The sequence below is a fragment of the Pseudomonas sp. JAI120 genome, assembly GCF_014207255.1.
In the GTDB taxonomy this organism is placed as follows: domain Bacteria; phylum Pseudomonadota; class Gammaproteobacteria; order Pseudomonadales; family Pseudomonadaceae; genus Aquipseudomonas.
In genome coordinates, this window is the sequence record NZ_JACHCZ010000005.1 from 172523 (window position 1) to 185995 (window position 13473).

At 60.7% G+C, this 13473-nt stretch carries 17 protein-coding genes; 6 read left to right on the top strand and 11 right to left on the bottom strand.

The annotated features are described in order from the left end of the window. The first annotated feature begins 48 nt into the window (after positions 1 to 48). Together HDC32_RS24535 and HDC32_RS24540 are read left to right on the top strand one after the other, a co-directional pair. Positions 49 to 3495, top strand: coding sequence for a hypothetical protein (locus tag HDC32_RS24535; protein ID WP_184745839.1), 3447 nt, complete (start codon positions 49 to 51; stop codon positions 3493 to 3495). 73 nt (positions 3496 to 3568) lie between these two features. Further along, complete coding sequence (locus tag HDC32_RS24540) at positions 3569 to 4456, top strand: AraC family transcriptional regulator (protein WP_184745841.1); 888 nt, start codon at positions 3569 to 3571, stop codon at positions 4454 to 4456. Here the strand turns inward: HDC32_RS24540 and HDC32_RS24545 are convergent. Both HDC32_RS24545 and HDC32_RS24550 read right to left on the bottom strand, forming a co-directional pair. Beyond that, positions 4398 to 4985, bottom strand: coding sequence for a LysE family translocator (locus HDC32_RS24545; protein ID WP_184745843.1), 588 nt, complete (start codon positions 4983 to 4985; stop codon positions 4398 to 4400). The genes HDC32_RS24540 and HDC32_RS24545 overlap by 59 nt on opposite strands. 98 nt (positions 4986 to 5083) lie before the next feature. Beyond that, the gene (locus HDC32_RS24550) at positions 5084 to 5968 is read right to left on the bottom strand and encodes an NAD(P)/FAD-dependent oxidoreductase (protein ID WP_184745845.1); all 885 of its coding nucleotides are present in this window, start codon (positions 5966 to 5968) and stop codon (positions 5084 to 5086) included. Positions 5969 to 6112: 144 nt separating this feature from the next. Between HDC32_RS24550 and HDC32_RS24555 the strand changes: the two genes are divergently transcribed. Further along, positions 6113 to 6550: an Rrf2 family transcriptional regulator gene (locus HDC32_RS24555; protein ID WP_184745847.1), complete on the top strand. Its 438-nt coding sequence runs from the start codon at positions 6113 to 6115 to the stop codon at positions 6548 to 6550. Here HDC32_RS24555 and HDC32_RS24560 read toward each other — a convergent pair. Further along, a complete protein-coding gene (locus HDC32_RS24560) occupies positions 6547 to 7176 on the bottom strand; it encodes a ribonuclease T2 family protein (RefSeq protein WP_145337266.1) in 630 nt (209 codons plus the stop codon). The genes HDC32_RS24555 and HDC32_RS24560 overlap by 4 nt on opposite strands. A gap of 19 nt (positions 7177 to 7195) precedes the next feature. Beyond that, positions 7196 to 8176 (bottom strand): Gfo/Idh/MocA family protein, encoded by a 981-nt coding sequence (locus HDC32_RS24565; RefSeq protein WP_131700637.1) that lies wholly within the window; start codon positions 8174 to 8176, stop codon positions 7196 to 7198. Positions 8177 to 8302: 126 nt separating this feature from the next. Here HDC32_RS24565 and HDC32_RS24570 point away from each other — a divergent pair, with 126 nt between their 5' ends. Further along, positions 8303 to 8665: an NUDIX hydrolase gene (locus HDC32_RS24570; protein WP_184745849.1), complete on the top strand. Its 363-nt coding sequence runs from the start codon at positions 8303 to 8305 to the stop codon at positions 8663 to 8665. 160 nt (positions 8666 to 8825) lie between these two features. Here HDC32_RS24570 and HDC32_RS24575 read toward each other — a convergent pair whose 3' ends face one another. From HDC32_RS24575 to HDC32_RS24590, 4 genes are read right to left on the bottom strand one after another with little or no spacing between them, the layout of a single operon-like run. Continuing rightward, a complete protein-coding gene (locus HDC32_RS24575) occupies positions 8826 to 9299 on the bottom strand; it encodes a periplasmic heavy metal sensor (protein WP_184745851.1) in 474 nt (157 codons plus the stop codon). Then, positions 9296 to 9721 (bottom strand): hypothetical protein, encoded by a 426-nt coding sequence (locus HDC32_RS24580; protein WP_184745853.1) that lies wholly within the window; start codon positions 9719 to 9721, stop codon positions 9296 to 9298. Before HDC32_RS24580 ends, HDC32_RS24575 begins: the two co-directional genes overlap by 4 nt. Then, a complete protein-coding gene (locus HDC32_RS24585) occupies positions 9718 to 10296 on the bottom strand; it encodes an RNA polymerase sigma factor (protein WP_145337264.1) in 579 nt (192 codons plus the stop codon). Before HDC32_RS24585 ends, HDC32_RS24580 begins: the two co-directional genes overlap by 4 nt. A gap of 31 nt (positions 10297 to 10327) precedes the next feature. Further along, positions 10328 to 10639, bottom strand: a complete 312-nt coding sequence (locus HDC32_RS24590; RefSeq protein WP_184745855.1) for a YXWGXW repeat-containing protein — start codon at positions 10637 to 10639, stop codon at positions 10328 to 10330. 226 nt (positions 10640 to 10865) lie between these two features. Between HDC32_RS24590 and HDC32_RS24595 the strand changes: the two genes are divergently transcribed. Together HDC32_RS24595 and HDC32_RS24600 are read left to right on the top strand one after the other, a co-directional pair. Then, positions 10866 to 11006: a hypothetical protein gene (locus HDC32_RS24595; protein WP_167655452.1), complete on the top strand. Its 141-nt coding sequence runs from the start codon at positions 10866 to 10868 to the stop codon at positions 11004 to 11006. A gap of 116 nt (positions 11007 to 11122) precedes the next feature. Then, positions 11123 to 12067, top strand: coding sequence for a sensor domain-containing diguanylate cyclase (locus tag HDC32_RS24600; RefSeq protein ID WP_184745857.1), 945 nt, complete (start codon positions 11123 to 11125; stop codon positions 12065 to 12067). Positions 12068 to 12334: 267 nt separating this feature from the next. Here HDC32_RS24600 and HDC32_RS24605 read toward each other — a convergent pair whose 3' ends face one another. From HDC32_RS24605 to HDC32_RS24615, 3 genes are all read right to left on the bottom strand, one after another. Next, positions 12335 to 12595: a hypothetical protein gene (locus HDC32_RS24605; RefSeq protein WP_131700630.1), complete on the bottom strand. Its 261-nt coding sequence runs from the start codon at positions 12593 to 12595 to the stop codon at positions 12335 to 12337. Between the two features lie 4 nt (positions 12596 to 12599). Beyond that, positions 12600 to 13046, bottom strand: a complete 447-nt coding sequence (locus HDC32_RS24610) for a GNAT family N-acetyltransferase (RefSeq protein ID WP_131700629.1) — start codon at positions 13044 to 13046, stop codon at positions 12600 to 12602. A gap of 89 nt (positions 13047 to 13135) precedes the next feature. Next, positions 13136 to 13465 carry a hypothetical protein gene (locus tag HDC32_RS24615; RefSeq protein WP_026136677.1) on the bottom strand — a complete coding sequence of 110 codons (330 nt, stop codon included), beginning with the start codon at positions 13463 to 13465 and terminating at the stop codon, positions 13136 to 13138. Positions 13466 to 13473 lie beyond the last annotated feature (8 nt).

Genomic DNA, 13473 nt, shown 5'->3' on the forward strand with positions numbered 1-13473 from the left:
TCCGCTCAAGAGCGTTTTCTTGGGCAACCTTGAAACGGAACTTCATTCATGTACGAATTTGCCCCGCTGATTGCCGCTGCGGCGACCGAGCCACTGCCTGCCAGCCCCGTCTTGTTTGTCACCCAGGATGATCTGAAGCTGATCAGCAATCTGGTTGCACTGCTGTCACCCGCCTTACCGCACAATTGGACGCTGCTGGGGCCTCCCGCGTTGATCGCGGTCGACCGCAACTCCAGGCTTGGCCAATGGATGGTGCTGTTCGGCAAGGCTATCAACCAGAGCGTGTTCCTGGCATGGGCCGACGCGCAGCACCTGGAGTATCGAAGCATCAAGGTCATGGGAAGCGCCCTGCACGCCAATGTCATTCACGAGGACCAAATGACACCCAGGGCCTTTCATCTTCATGACGACCCAGGCTGGCTGGAAGTTTCCGTGCCGATCCTGGGCATCTCCGAGATCATTGATCCCAACCAGCTGGGCGTGCCCTATATCGACTTGCCAAACGGCCACAGTACGTTTGAATTGCCACTCGAGTTGACGCTGGCGTTCTACGGCTACACGTTGCCCAAAAACCAGATCCAGGCGCGGATGGTTGTCGATGAGCTGCAGGCCTACCATGCCTTTCCAACGATGGGTGACAATGGCCGCGCGCAGTCGGCGACACGCCATGAAATGCACGCCCAGCACCTGGATTTGCTGCAATTGGCCGATCACCTCGAGCAATGCATGGCCAGCGCAGCAGCCACGGATGAACCCCATGACAGCTACCTCGCTTACCGCCAGCGCCTCACACTGAGGTCTGACTCTTTCGTAGCACACACCTTGAAAGAAGCCGCGCAATTACTGCAGAGCGTGATCAATTCGATCGAGTTCACGCAAACATTCCCAACTGCGCTGGGTCCCGATGAATACTTTATTTATTCCGGCGAGGATCATTCCCTGCGGGCCTCATCCGCGCAGATCCAGGGGACCAGCATCAGCCTGCGTACACACCTGGGCGGTGCGCCAGTGGCGGGTCGGCTGATTCGCCTGGCGCAATATGCGTCGTTGCTGGGAGAACAGGTGGCCTCCAATAACAGCCTGAGCCTGGCGCAGCTCATGCACTTCTACGCCATCGAGGTCCCCCTCCAGGCCAGCGAGGTGCACGCCCTGATCGCGCGCCTGCGCCAGTCATCCGTGCCTGAGCAGCCGTACTGCAGTGAAGCGGCCCAGGATGCGCAATGGCTCAAGCGCAAACAAAACAGCCTGAGCGCCCTGAATAACTTCAATCGGCTGCAGACAGAGCTGGAGCGAGTCAGCGCTGGCAAACAACCCGATGAAAAGGTTGAGCTCGACGATACGGTCGAGCTGGACACTGACTCGATGTTCTACCAGTTGCTGGAGGAGAGCGCCGAAAAACTGCTGATGATGATCAAGCACAGATCATTTGTCGCCATTTGCGTAAAACGCGGTATCGACGACGAAAAGGCGCTGGTACTGCTGACTGAAGAGGGGTACGTAGGCGCGGACGACAGGGACGGCAGGCGCAGAAACCTCACGGACGATATCGTCTCCAGTCCAGCGCTCAAGCGCTGTCTCACGCCCTTGCAGGAGCTGGCCAAACAATTGGGTGGCGAGCTGCGCAGTGATATGAAGGCCACCCTCAAGCAGTTGATGAAGTTCCTGCGCATGCCCGAAGTGAAGACAGCGGAGCAGGCCCGGCAGGCGGCGCACTACCTGAGGGCCGTCAGGGCTGCGACACCACGGCTGGGCAACTACTGGCAGGGCCTGGGCCAGCCGCAGCCGTCATTGCTGACCTTATCCAGCACACAACGCCGACAGGTATACGAAGCGCAACAGGCGTTTGCACAGGCGCATGGAGCCCCCCTGTTCAAGTGGCTCGGCGAACCTTGTTGGGTGGGCAGGAGCGCCCCCAGGATCCGCGCCGAAGCGGACATGCTGCTGAACCAGATGGTGCAGAGCCCGCGCAGCCAGCTATTGGTCGAGCGCCTGAACACTCTCGTCATCTGGTCCGATACAGCACTGCATGGCACAACGCCGCAACAGCGCCGGCAGACGCTGCTGCTCAGCGCGCTGATTCTGAGCCTGGACGAACAGGCCGGCACACAACGCAACCTGGTCGGCGGGCTGGCCATCGACACCGATTACTACTGGGGTGACAACTGCGCACTGGTGCGCAGCAATCTTGAAGCCCTCCTGCGCCAGACGCTGCTGGAGGGTGCGCCATTGGCCGCGCATTTGCTGCTCAGTGGCAGCGCGCCACAATTGCTGGTGCGCAACATCCCCGAAACCCTGCCTTACCTGTGTAACCAGAACTGGGTCGTGTTCAAGCAGTTCGTCGATTTCATCGAGCTGAAAACCCCTGGCGCCAGCCGGTACATGACACTTGAGAACATCATGACCCTGGTCCATAACCCTGCCACGACGCTCAACCGGGAATTCTGGGCGCTGCCTCCTACGGTCGATCCCGTCCTCGACTGGGCGCGTGCCAATGGCGTGGTGGATACGACGGACACGGACCTGCCCTTTAAAGGCGAGCTCGCCGTGCGCACCTATGAGAAACAGAAGCGCACCCTCAACGATGCCTTCGGCTCGCTGCACACTCCCTATCCGGATCAGAAGGAGGCGGCATTGAGGTACCTGCGTGAGGTCTATCCGGATAACGCTCACCTGGACAAAACCGTGTTCATGCCGGCGCCCTTCCTTCCACCCGGTATTCGCTATCCGCAAGTCAGCACCCAGGATATTTCCTTTTCCCTGGCCGAACTGTATCTGGCCGGTGAGTTAAAGCACATGGAACGCTGGAGGGCGATTCAGCCACAGGTACGTGTCAACAGGTTTTCGCCACCCTTGAGAACGCTCAAGGACCACAACGCTGATGAAAACTTCCACGCCGCGCTCGAATCCATCCGTGAGAGCTATATCGTGTACATTGCCTACCTGCTGTCCTGCCTGCCGCTGCCCAGGCGCGTCAGCCTGGAGCAGGGAAACATCGCACTGTACCTGCTGCGCAAACCATCTCCCTCTGCCCGGGACACGATGATCACCGCACATTTTGGATGCCTGTTGCGTGTTCGCTACCAGCGGGATCGCTACCTGCTGCAACTGCTTCCCAGGCAGATGCTGATCACGCAGCTGGCCAACCCGCCATCCGGCTTGCTGAATGACCCGGTCGCCCCAGGCCCTGTTCAGTTGCAGATCGATTGGAGCGCTTATCTCACCGGTTCCGAACCCGTGGCGGGCGCCCGTTCGCAGGTCCTGCTCCACCCCCTGGACGCCACCCTCATAACGGATACCCAGGGTGACCCCGCCCCCATACCGAAGTCCTGGCAATCGGCACGACTCGAAGCGATTGCCAGGATGGTCGTTGACCAATGCCTGCTCAGTAACCACCGGGATCTGAGTGAGTCCACGCAGAACCTCAACAATGTGGAAAAGGTCCTGCTGATCAACAAACGCCGAAACGAGCGTTTGCACAATCTGAAACCCTATTAAGTCATCGGCTACCCAAACGCCAGGGTCTGTGCAACGATCCGTTCCTGATCTTGACTGCCCTGGAGTCGCGCCCATGACACCGCCCGCCCCTTTCCCCGCCGCACCGCGCTTCTGGCGCGACGAGCGCCTGCCGTTCATCGAAGCGCGCACCATCGCCGACGGGCGCAAGGTCACTTACACCCGTCACGCCCATGAGCATTTCTCCATCGGCGCGATCACCACCGGGCGCAGCTATTACCATTACGGCGCCGATACATTCCAGATCAGCGCCGGCACCGTGGTGTTGATGAACCCCGGCGATGTGCATGCCTGCAACCCTATCCACGACCAGCCCTGGTCCTATCATATGCTGTACCTCGACACGCCCTGGCTGACCGAGCTGCAGTACCAATTGGGCTTCAGCACCGACCAGGGTTATCGCCCGTTCAATACGCCGCATACCCGTGACCCGCTGTTGTACGGCGGCTTGCTGGCGTTGTACCGGATGCTGGTGAACGAGCAGGCCGAATTGCTGCAAAAGCAGAGTGCGCTGGTGAGTTACTTCAGCGAAGTCCAGCAGCGCCTGAACCCTTCACCCACACCGATGCGCGAGGTCAACCACAAGCTGGAGCGGGCCGCCGAGTACATCCGTGTGCACTGCACCGAGGCGTTGAAACTCGAAGACATCTGCTTGGCGGCCGAACTGTCGCCGTCGTATCTGATCCGCGCCTTCAAGCAGTACTACGGGCTGACGCCCCATGCGTTCCTGGTCAACCAGCGCATCCAGTTTGCCCGCACCCAGCTGCGCAAGGGCGAGTTGATCGCCGACGTGGCACTTGCTGCGGGCTTTGCCGACCAGGCGCACTTCCAGCGCACCTTCAAGCAACATTTCGCCGCCACCCCCGGGCAATACCGCGAGGTGCTCAAGCCATCAGCAAATAACCCACACTGGCCACCAGCAACGCGGCCATCGAGCGGTTGAACAGGCGCACGCCGCGGGGATTGTCCAGGTAACGGCGTAAAAAGGTCCCGGCATAGGCCCAGCACGCCACCGACAGGTAGCAGATCACCAGGTAGAGGCTGGCAAACAACCAGACCTGCGCCGCGTCGCCGTCGGCCACAAACAAGCCCATCCCCGCCACGCAGGCCAGCCAGGCCTTGGGGTTGAGCCACTGCATGATCGCGCCGTAGAGCATCGACGGCGCGGTCGCGCCGCCCTCCGCGTCAAGCCGACCGTCATCCACCGCCAGTTTCCAGGCCATGTACAGCAGGAAAGCCACCCCGCCCCACTGGATCAGTTGGGTCAGGACGGGCCAGCGCAGCAGCACCTCGTGCAAACCCAGGCCGATCAGTACCAACAGCAAGGTAAAGCCAACGGCGGCACCGAACACATGCTTCTGGCTGGCGACAAAACCGAAGCGCGCGCCTGAACTCAGGGCGACCACATTGACCGGTCCCGGCGTGATGGACGTGGCCAGGGCGAAGGCGGCCATGGAAATGATCAAGCTCATTGCGGTTCCCTTTTTATGATGAGGCGTAAACAGGGCTCCACGGTATAAGGCCCGCGCGCAGCGGTATTGAACAAAATGCCCCTGCGGCGGCAATGGCTTCACGCGTTGATCAACGAGAAATGTGCGCCCACCCCGGCGCGTACGCCCTCGCCCACAGCCAGCGCCACGGACCCGGCGGCGAGGGATGCATCACCACAGGCAAACACGCCGGGCACCGAGGTCTGGCGAGTGTCGTTGGTGTGCAGGTAAGGCCCGGTGGGGCCGTCGGCCAATTCACAGCCCAGTTGTTCGGCCAACGGACCGATTCGCGTGCGGGACATGGTGAAGATCCCGTCGAGGTTGAACACCCTGCCATCGTGCAATTCCAGGTCGGCACGCTCGCCGCTGATACGCCGCACGCCAGCTTTTTCCACCCTGACCCCACGTCGATCCAACTGCGCCTGTTGCTCGGCATCCGGGGTAAACACACCATTGGTGAACAAGGTGGTGGTGCCCCAGTCCGGCAGCATCAGCGCGTGGTGCATCGCCAGGGGTGAGGTTGCCAGGACGCCGATACGGCCTTGGCCAAGTTCATAGCCATGGCAGTAGGGGCAATGGAACACTCGCGTCCCCCAGCGCTCTTTCAAGCCTTCGATCGCCGGCAGTTCATCCACCACTCCGGTGGCGAGGATCAGGCGTCTGGCGTGAAACGTACCGCTATGTTCGGTGCGTACACTGAAACCCTCAGCCTGTGGGTTGACCTTAACCGCACTGCCCTGCACCCAGGTGACCGTCGGATACTCCATCAACTGACTGCGCCCTTCGGCCGCAATGACCTCCGGCGCCTGGCCGTCCTGGCCGAGAAACCCATGGGAGGTGGCGGCAAACCGGTTGCGCCGCTGCCCCGCATCGATCACCAGCACCTGGCGCCGCGCCCTTGCCAATTGCAGGCCCGCAGACAGGCCGGCATAGCTGCCGCCCACGATAATCACGTCGTACATCATGAAAGTGACTCCATGTTGTGTGCACGGGGTTATCCGCGCACTTTCACGACACACCATAAGTTACATAAAAATAGACCGTCAAGTGTCTCGCAACTTTTCGGGTTACGAACGATACTTTCGACTGACCCAACCTGAGGCTGATCGATGAGAAACGACACGCGCCTGTCGCGCATGCTCCACGTGCTGATCCATATGGGCCGCCATGAAGAACGCGCCACCTCGGAGACCATCGCGCAGATGCTGGGCACCAACCCGGTGGTGGTGCGGCGCACCCTGGGGCTGCTCAAGGAGAAAGGGTATGTGCGTTCGGAAAAGGGCCATCAGGGCGGCTGGAGCCTGGGCAAACCACTGAGTGAAATCACTCTGCTGGACATTCACAACGCCCTGAGCACGCCCTCGATATTCGCCATCGGCCTGTCCACCGATCACCCCGAGTGCCTGGTGGAGCAGGCAGTGAATGCAGCGCTCACGGATGCCTTCGAACAAGCCCAGGCACTGCTGTTGAAACGACTGGGCAAGGTCACCCTGGCGCAGTTGGCCGAAGACTTTGACGAGCGCTACCGCGTGGCAATGCTGCCTTAGCGCTGCATGGGGATGCGAATTTCGCCATCACGGCATTGAGTTTTCACATTGCGCGGGCAGCCGGCGAAGGCCAAGTCTTTAGTCAGGCACACACGCACCTCCGACAGCACCTTGCCTTTGCAGATCACCGCCAGCCCATGGTTGCCCATGCGCGGGTTGCTCTCGCGAAACAGCGCCTCGATCTCGCGGGCCGGCAACGACGCCGGCGTGTTGAACGGTTGCAGTTGTTGCGGAATGGTAACCACGCCCAACGCCGTATCGGTTTTCTCCAAGTACGCCAGCGGCTCCAGCCCGCTGCAGGTGCCGTGCTTGGCCCATTCGTGCTTGAGCAGCGAGCGCGTCGGGAACAGCGCCGCGCCCTTGTCCATCTCTTCGCGGCTCAACCGTGATTGCGGCGCGCAAGAGGCCGGCCACCCTCCGCGCGCGTATTGCGGCCACAAACCGTGCAGCACAAAGCCGTAGCCCTTGCCCGAACACTGTTCGTTGTCCGGGTGCGTCAGGCAGAAGGTCGGCGACCATGACAACGACAACACATAAAAATCAAATTCCCCAGGCGTCCCTTGGTTACGCGGGGCTGCCATTGCCGTTGTGGCAAGTGCCAGCCACAGGACCATCCAGTATTTCATTCAGCGATTCCTTGAAACATCATCCAGGCAGATTGGGATTACGTTGCAGCACCTTGTCCAGGATCCGATCGGTCTTCAATGCCTCGATCGCCAGCGACGGGTGCTCGGCTTCGCCGCGAATATGCGCGTTCATGGCAAGTACGTGGTGCCATTGGATATGTGCGTGGCACGGGACTTCCAGCACCTCATGCGTTTCGCCCTCCAGGCGCAGCGGTTGGTCTTCGAACACCGAGAACTGAATACGTCCCCGGCTGCCGATCAACTCCACTCGATCCTCCCGGCGATCAGCGACAAAGTTCCAGCAGCCCATGCCCAGTGCGCCAGAACTGAATGTCCAGCAGGCCGTCACGGCGTCCTCGGCCGCATAGTGCCCGGCCTGTCGCGCAGTAAAGCCCGAGACCTCGACGATGTCCCCGGCCAGGTATTGGAACAGGTCAAAACCGTGGCTGGCCAGGTCGGCAAAGTAGCCGCCACCGGCAATGGCCGGGTCGGTGCGCCAGTTGGCGGCGCTGGCATCTTCGGCGGCCGGCGGCTTGCACAGGGTCCAGGTCAGGTGGCGTAACGTGCCGATGCGCCCTTCCTGCAGCCACGCGCGCACTTGCTGGAAGCGCGGCAGCGAGCGCCGGTAGTAGGAAACAAACAGGTGCAGCCCGGCACGTTCGAAGGTGCGCTGCATCAGCGCGCTCTGTTCGGCGTTCAGCGACATCGGCTTCTCGACGCAGCAATGCTTGCCGGCCGCCGCCACCATCAGGCTGTATTCCAGGTGGCTGTCGGGCGGCGTGGCAATGTACACCGCGTCCACTTCGGGGTCGTTGATCAACGCCTGGGCGTTGGTGTAGTAACGGGCAATTCCATGACGTGACGCATAATCGCGCACAGCGTCCTCGCGCCGCCCCATCACGGCCACCAGCGCCGAGCCTGGCGCTTTGTAGAAAGCGGGTCCACTCTTCAACTCAGTGACACTGCCACACCCGATCATGCCCCAACGTACGCTGCTCATCTGTTTTCCTCGTCCGTTTTCATCAATCGAGCAGTATCCACATCCCCATCGCGGCGCGCCATAACCACTTAGCATGACAATTGCATTACACTTTTATGACACTCATCCCGCTGCGGGGCACAGACGATGAAAATACGCGCAACGGTCATTTGCGAACACGAAGGGCGTATCCTCTTCGTGCGCAAGGCCAGATCAAAATGGGCCTTGCCGGGTGGCAAGGTCGAACGCGACGAGCGCCCGGTCGGTGCGGCCGAACGGGAGCTGGAAGAGGAAACCGGGTTGAACGTGGACGGGTTGCTGTACTTGCAGGAGCTTAAAGCCCGCGACACCGTGCACCATGTGTTTGAAGCCTCGGTGGTGAATATCGCGGATGCACGGCCTTTGAACGAGATTGTCGATTGCCAGTGGCACCCTTATGGCGCCGTGGACGATATAGACACTACCGACGCCACACGTCATATCGTCAAATCCTTTCTACGCCGCCTGTAAATACGCACTCGACCTGCTGTCGATTAATCCTTGTTTACCAAGCCCACTTTGCAGTCTTTTCAAACCAGGCGCTGGGGGCGCTTCGCACCCCAACGGGAGCAAGCTCCCTCGCCACGGGGACAGTGCTCGTCCTTAACCGAACGACTTCAGGTCTCGCAGCTCACGACCGAGGTTTGCTGCCTGCCGACTTTGCCTGCCCGCGCATGTACAAGGCCTCTACCAGCTTCTGCCGTTCATCCTGGGGCAAGGTATTGGCGAACTGCGCCAGGGTGCTGTCCACCAGCGCCCGAAGGGCCATATCGGCCTCCCGTGCCTTGGCCAGCTCTGCAACCAGTGCTTCACGGTCCAGGCTCGGCGCTTCCAATTGCTTGATCACCCCCAACCGCGCTTCACGCCCGGCCATGATCAGCGGCTGGCTGTCGTCGCGATTGTGACGCAGCAGTTGGCGCAGCTCCCTGCGTCGCTCCGGTGGCAACTTGACCATCGCCTGACGCAGGCCGTGCGGGTTGACCACCACTTCGGCGGGCGGGGTGTTGGCCATCCAATGGTAGAGGCCACCACCGACGCCGCCGATCAAAAACACGTTGAGCAGTACCGAAACGAGCAACCACGGCTTGAGGGATCTGGCGGTCATTGTTCGGTTTCCTCGGCGTTGACGCTGAAGACGACTTCCGCGTCGCCTTGATCGAAGACGCTGGGCAGCACTTCGGAAGACAACATCGGCAGCGGCACGCTCATGGACGCCACCAGCATTCCGGTGACGATGCCGGCAATGCCCACGCCGACAAGGCCAGCAGGCGATAACCAGTTGGCATAGCGTGACCAGAATGAGCGTGGGGCGGATTGGCGTATCTGCCGGACCAGCGCCGGGTCGGGTAATGCAAGTTGATGGCTGTCCAACTGGCTGTCGAGCCAACGTGCCTGCTGCAAGGCTTTACGCGCGTTCACATTGCCGCTGCGGAGCAACGCCTGGGCCGTTTCCCGTTCAGCCTCGGGCCAGCGACGCAGGTCCGCCCCATAGACGTCGGCCAGATAAACAAAGCGTTCGGGTGTCATGATTTTCCCCTTCCTGGGCGGGCAAGCCCGGGTGTGTCGGCAAGTTGGCTGCGCAACTGGCGTCGGGCCCGCGACAGCAGGCTCTCCAGTGCCTCGACGCTGATATTCATCAGGGCCGCGGCGTCGATGTTCGACAGCTCCTGGTAGTACTGCAACACGATGGCTTCGCGCTGGCGTTCGGGCAAGGCCGCCAATGCGGCGGCCATGCGTGCACTGCGGTCCTGGGTCTCCAGTTGCTCTTCAGGCGATGGCGAGCTGTCTGCCACTTCCAGCGCCTGCGCGTCGCTTAACGGGCGCTCCTTGCGCCGCCGCAAGCGGTCGTGGCACAGGTTCAGCGCGACCCGGTGCAGCCAGGTGTCGAAACGCGCCTCGCCACTGCGCCAGTGGGCGGCCTGGCGCCAGATGCGCAGGAAGCTTTCCTGGGCCACGTCCTTGGCCTCGTCGGCGTCTCCCAGGAGACGACCGGCGAGCGCCAGCAAACGCGGGAGTTTGCGCGTCACCATTTCGTTGACGGCGGCAGGTTCGTTATTGCCGATACGCGCCAGCAGCTCGACGTCCGGATCAGGGTCTTTCAATCGGGCGGTTCTCAGGGCCAAGGGTCAGGGTTCAGCGGATCCAATGCCCTTCGCGCCAGTACCAGTTCGGGCCATGGGCTTCCCAATGACCAGGCTCCCAGCGCGCGTGACGCATCACGGGCTGCCAGTGGCCCGGCACCCAGCCATAAGCGCGCCCTTCCCAACGCCAGTGGCCAGGATCCCAGGCATAACCGGGGCGCTGGGCCGGGATCATTTCCACGCGCTGCGGCGGCGGCGCCTGCTGGATGATGATTTCGGTCTGGGCAAAAGTCGGGGTGCTGACAAACGCGGCGAGGGCCAGCGGAGCAAGCAAGGCAAAACGCAATGTGGCCAGGGGTCTCATGGCAACTCCTTCATGCAACACGCGAAAGTGCAGGTTGCTGATGGGTTGAACGACGCGTGCGCAAAAAATCCGTCGCGGGCTGCGCAGATTTATTTTCGGGCAGTGTTCGAAGGCAGTATTGCCCAGAGGATGACGGGGCTTGATGAAATATCTGAAAGCTTCGCGACGGATTCAGGCAGGCCGCAACGTTGAAGGATTAACCCAGGTCAATCCAAGAGGAAACACCATGTACCGTCGACTTACCCTGCTGGTTGCCGCTTTGCTGATCGTCTGCCTCAGCGGCTGCGTGATCGTGCCGGAGCACCGTCATTGCTGCTGGCGTTACTACGGCGCACTGGATACACCAAGCCATGCTGTCAATAGCTAGCGGGCCGCCACAATGCCCGCCCCTCGACCTCTCGTCTGCTGCCTCGGCAAGCGCTTGACTCCCACCGTCGATCACACGACGCTCTGGGCACTTAGCCATCATTCGAGCCGTCCACCATGAGCATTGCCCCTCCGAGCCAGCCCGACAGCGATGTATACCGGACACTGCTGGAGTCGACCAAGGCCATACCCTGGCGTATCGACTGGCAGAGCATGACCTTCAGCTATATCGGCCCGCAGATCGAAGCGCTGCTGGGCTGGACCCCGCAAAGCTGGGTCAGCGTTGACGACTGGGTCTCGCGCATGCACCCGGACGACCGCGAATACGTGGTGAATTTCTGCGTGTCGCAATCCCGTGCCGGGGTGGACCATGAAGCGGATTACCGGGCGCTGACGGTGAACGGCGACTATGTCTGGATTCGCGACGTGGTGCACGTGGTGCGCAAGGACGGCGAAGTCGAGGCGCTGATTGGCTTTATGTTCGACATCAGTGAACGCAAGAAGACCGAAGAACACCTGGTGCGCCTGCAAAAACAACTCGAGGAATATTCCTATCAGGACGGCCTCACCGGCATCGCCAACCGGCGCATGTTCGACACCATGCTCGAGCGCGAATGGGCCAGCGCCCAGCGGAGCCAGTTGCCGCTGTCGTTGATCATCCTGGATATCGATTTTTTCAAGCAGTACAACGACCACTATGGCCACATCAAGGGCGACGAGTGCCTGCGCCAGGTCGCGCGTACCCTGTCACTGGCCGCCAACCGGCCCCGGGACTTCATCGCACGTATCGGTGGTGAGGAGTTTGTGTGGTTGCTGCCGGAAACCGATGCGGCGTCGGCCAGACAGGTGGCACAGCGCTGCCTGCACCTGATCTGCCAGCAACAGATCGAACATGGCTGTTCAGCGGTATCGAACCTGCTGACTCTGAGCCTGGGCGTGGGTACGCACGTCGTCAAACCCGACAGCTCGATGCTGGGTTTTGTCGAAGACGTCGACAAGCTGCTTTACCAGGCCAAACGCAATGGGCGGATGCGTGCGGAGTATGCAGAAGGTGAAGTTTGACGCCGGGGGTTAAATCCCAGGCAAAAAAAATCCCAAGTAGCTGATGGAAACTTGGGATTTAAAAATGCATAAACCGTGGGAGGTGAACGCCCGGCTATAGTAACGAGTGTAAAAAGCTGTAACAAGAAAATTTTATATCCTTTCGTCGGATTAAAAGCGGTGTAAGTCCTTCAATAACCACATGTTTTTTAAGGTAGTGACGTATATGAGTGCCACTTTTTGGTGCAACTACCGTCGATATTTCCACTTATAAAAAAGGGTTATTAGTTAAGGCGGCATAACACTCTTCGACCCGTTCGCTCTCAATTGCTTGCAGGTATCGCGAAGTTCGAGGCCACCGGATGTGGCCACACTGGCGACTCGCTCAATCTGCTGGCAAAGTGCCAAACGCTCGGCCGCTTCTTCGCGCTGGCGATCCGCCTTGGCGTTGAGTTGCACGAAATAGCCCCCCAGCACCACCGCGACGAGCAGCACGCCGACCGCGAGGAAGCGCAAGCTGGCGGGCGATGGGTGTTCTGCCGGGCTCATCGGCTTACCCTGCCCTGCTCTTCTGATAGCGAACGTCGTCAGCCTCGACCCGCTCCACCACCGACCAGCCCAAGCGCCGGTAGAACCCGTTGGCGCGGATTTCGTCGCGCCCGTCTGTGATCAGAAACAGCGTGTCGTGGTGTTCAAACAATGCGGCCTCTGCCACCGCCATCAGCTTCCGGCCCAGGCCCAGATTTTCATGAGAGGGCAATACGAACATCGCAAATACCTCGCCCTCGGCCAGATCGACCATGGCAAAGGCTGCACGCACACCGTCCACTTCGGCGACCCACGCGCAGGGTGCTTCACGGATGCTGTCGGCCAGCATCTGGGGCGTAATGCCCAGGTCCGCCATCTGCGCGACACTCAAATGGTTTTGCACCACCGAAGTGCGGATGGCAAACAACGCGTCGATATCGTCCAGCCTCGCAAGGCGAATAACCGTGTGCATACAAGCCTCCTCTATCAGGAGCGCAATTGTATGCAAATGGAAACACGCGTTTGTCGTGGATTTGTAAGCCGGCGCCGGCGAGTAGGGTGTTACTTGCGTGCCACTTTGTAACGCACGCAATCCTGGTAGAAACTCTGGCGAATCGCTTCGGGCTTGAGCCGTGAACGACTGTCATATGTCTGCTCGGTGATGCCCATGGCCATCATGCGCATCCAGGATTTATTGAACTTGATGGTCTGGATCTTCTGCCGCGCAGCGTACAGCGACACCCCCGACAGCTTGAGCTCCTGGGCCCTGGCGGCCGTGCCGGCGCCCCAACTGCACATGTACTTGTCACCCTCGCGCAGCTCCCGTGCCTGCACGGCAGCCGCGCCGCCGGCCAGGGAGCAGGCGATCAGCATGATTCCAACAGTGCGCATTTGCTTCC

Coding starts and splice junctions, on each gene's coding strand:
- HDC32_RS24535 (WP_184745839.1), top strand. CDS start 49: ATGTACGAATTTGCCCCGCTGATTGCCGCTGCGGCGACCGAGCCACTG.
- HDC32_RS24540 (WP_184745841.1), top strand. CDS start 3,569: ATGACACCGCCCGCCCCTTTCCCCGCCGCACCGCGCTTCTGGCGCGAC.
- HDC32_RS24545 (WP_184745843.1), bottom strand. CDS start 4,985: ATGAGCTTGATCATTTCCATGGCCGCCTTCGCCCTGGCCACGTCCATC.
- HDC32_RS24550 (WP_184745845.1), bottom strand. CDS start 5,968: ATGATGTACGACGTGATTATCGTGGGCGGCAGCTATGCCGGCCTGTCT.
- HDC32_RS24555 (WP_184745847.1), top strand. CDS start 6,113: ATGAGAAACGACACGCGCCTGTCGCGCATGCTCCACGTGCTGATCCAT.
- HDC32_RS24560 (WP_145337266.1), bottom strand. CDS start 7,176: ATGAAATACTGGATGGTCCTGTGGCTGGCACTTGCCACAACGGCAATG.
- HDC32_RS24565 (WP_131700637.1), bottom strand. CDS start 8,176: ATGAGCAGCGTACGTTGGGGCATGATCGGGTGTGGCAGTGTCACTGAG.
- HDC32_RS24570 (WP_184745849.1), top strand. CDS start 8,303: ATGAAAATACGCGCAACGGTCATTTGCGAACACGAAGGGCGTATCCTC.
- HDC32_RS24575 (WP_184745851.1), bottom strand. CDS start 9,299: ATGACCGCCAGATCCCTCAAGCCGTGGTTGCTCGTTTCGGTACTGCTC.
- HDC32_RS24580 (WP_184745853.1), bottom strand. CDS start 9,721: ATGACACCCGAACGCTTTGTTTATCTGGCCGACGTCTATGGGGCGGAC.
- HDC32_RS24590 (WP_184745855.1), bottom strand. CDS start 10,639: ATGAGACCCCTGGCCACATTGCGTTTTGCCTTGCTTGCTCCGCTGGCC.
- HDC32_RS24595 (WP_167655452.1), top strand. CDS start 10,866: ATGTACCGTCGACTTACCCTGCTGGTTGCCGCTTTGCTGATCGTCTGC.
- HDC32_RS24600 (WP_184745857.1), top strand. CDS start 11,123: ATGAGCATTGCCCCTCCGAGCCAGCCCGACAGCGATGTATACCGGACA.
- HDC32_RS24605 (WP_131700630.1), bottom strand. CDS start 12,595: ATGAGCCCGGCAGAACACCCATCGCCCGCCAGCTTGCGCTTCCTCGCG.
- HDC32_RS24610 (WP_131700629.1), bottom strand. CDS start 13,046: ATGCACACGGTTATTCGCCTTGCGAGGCTGGACGATATCGACGCGTTG.
- HDC32_RS24615 (WP_026136677.1), bottom strand. CDS start 13,465: ATGCGCACTGTTGGAATCATGCTGATCGCCTGCTCCCTGGCCGGCGGC.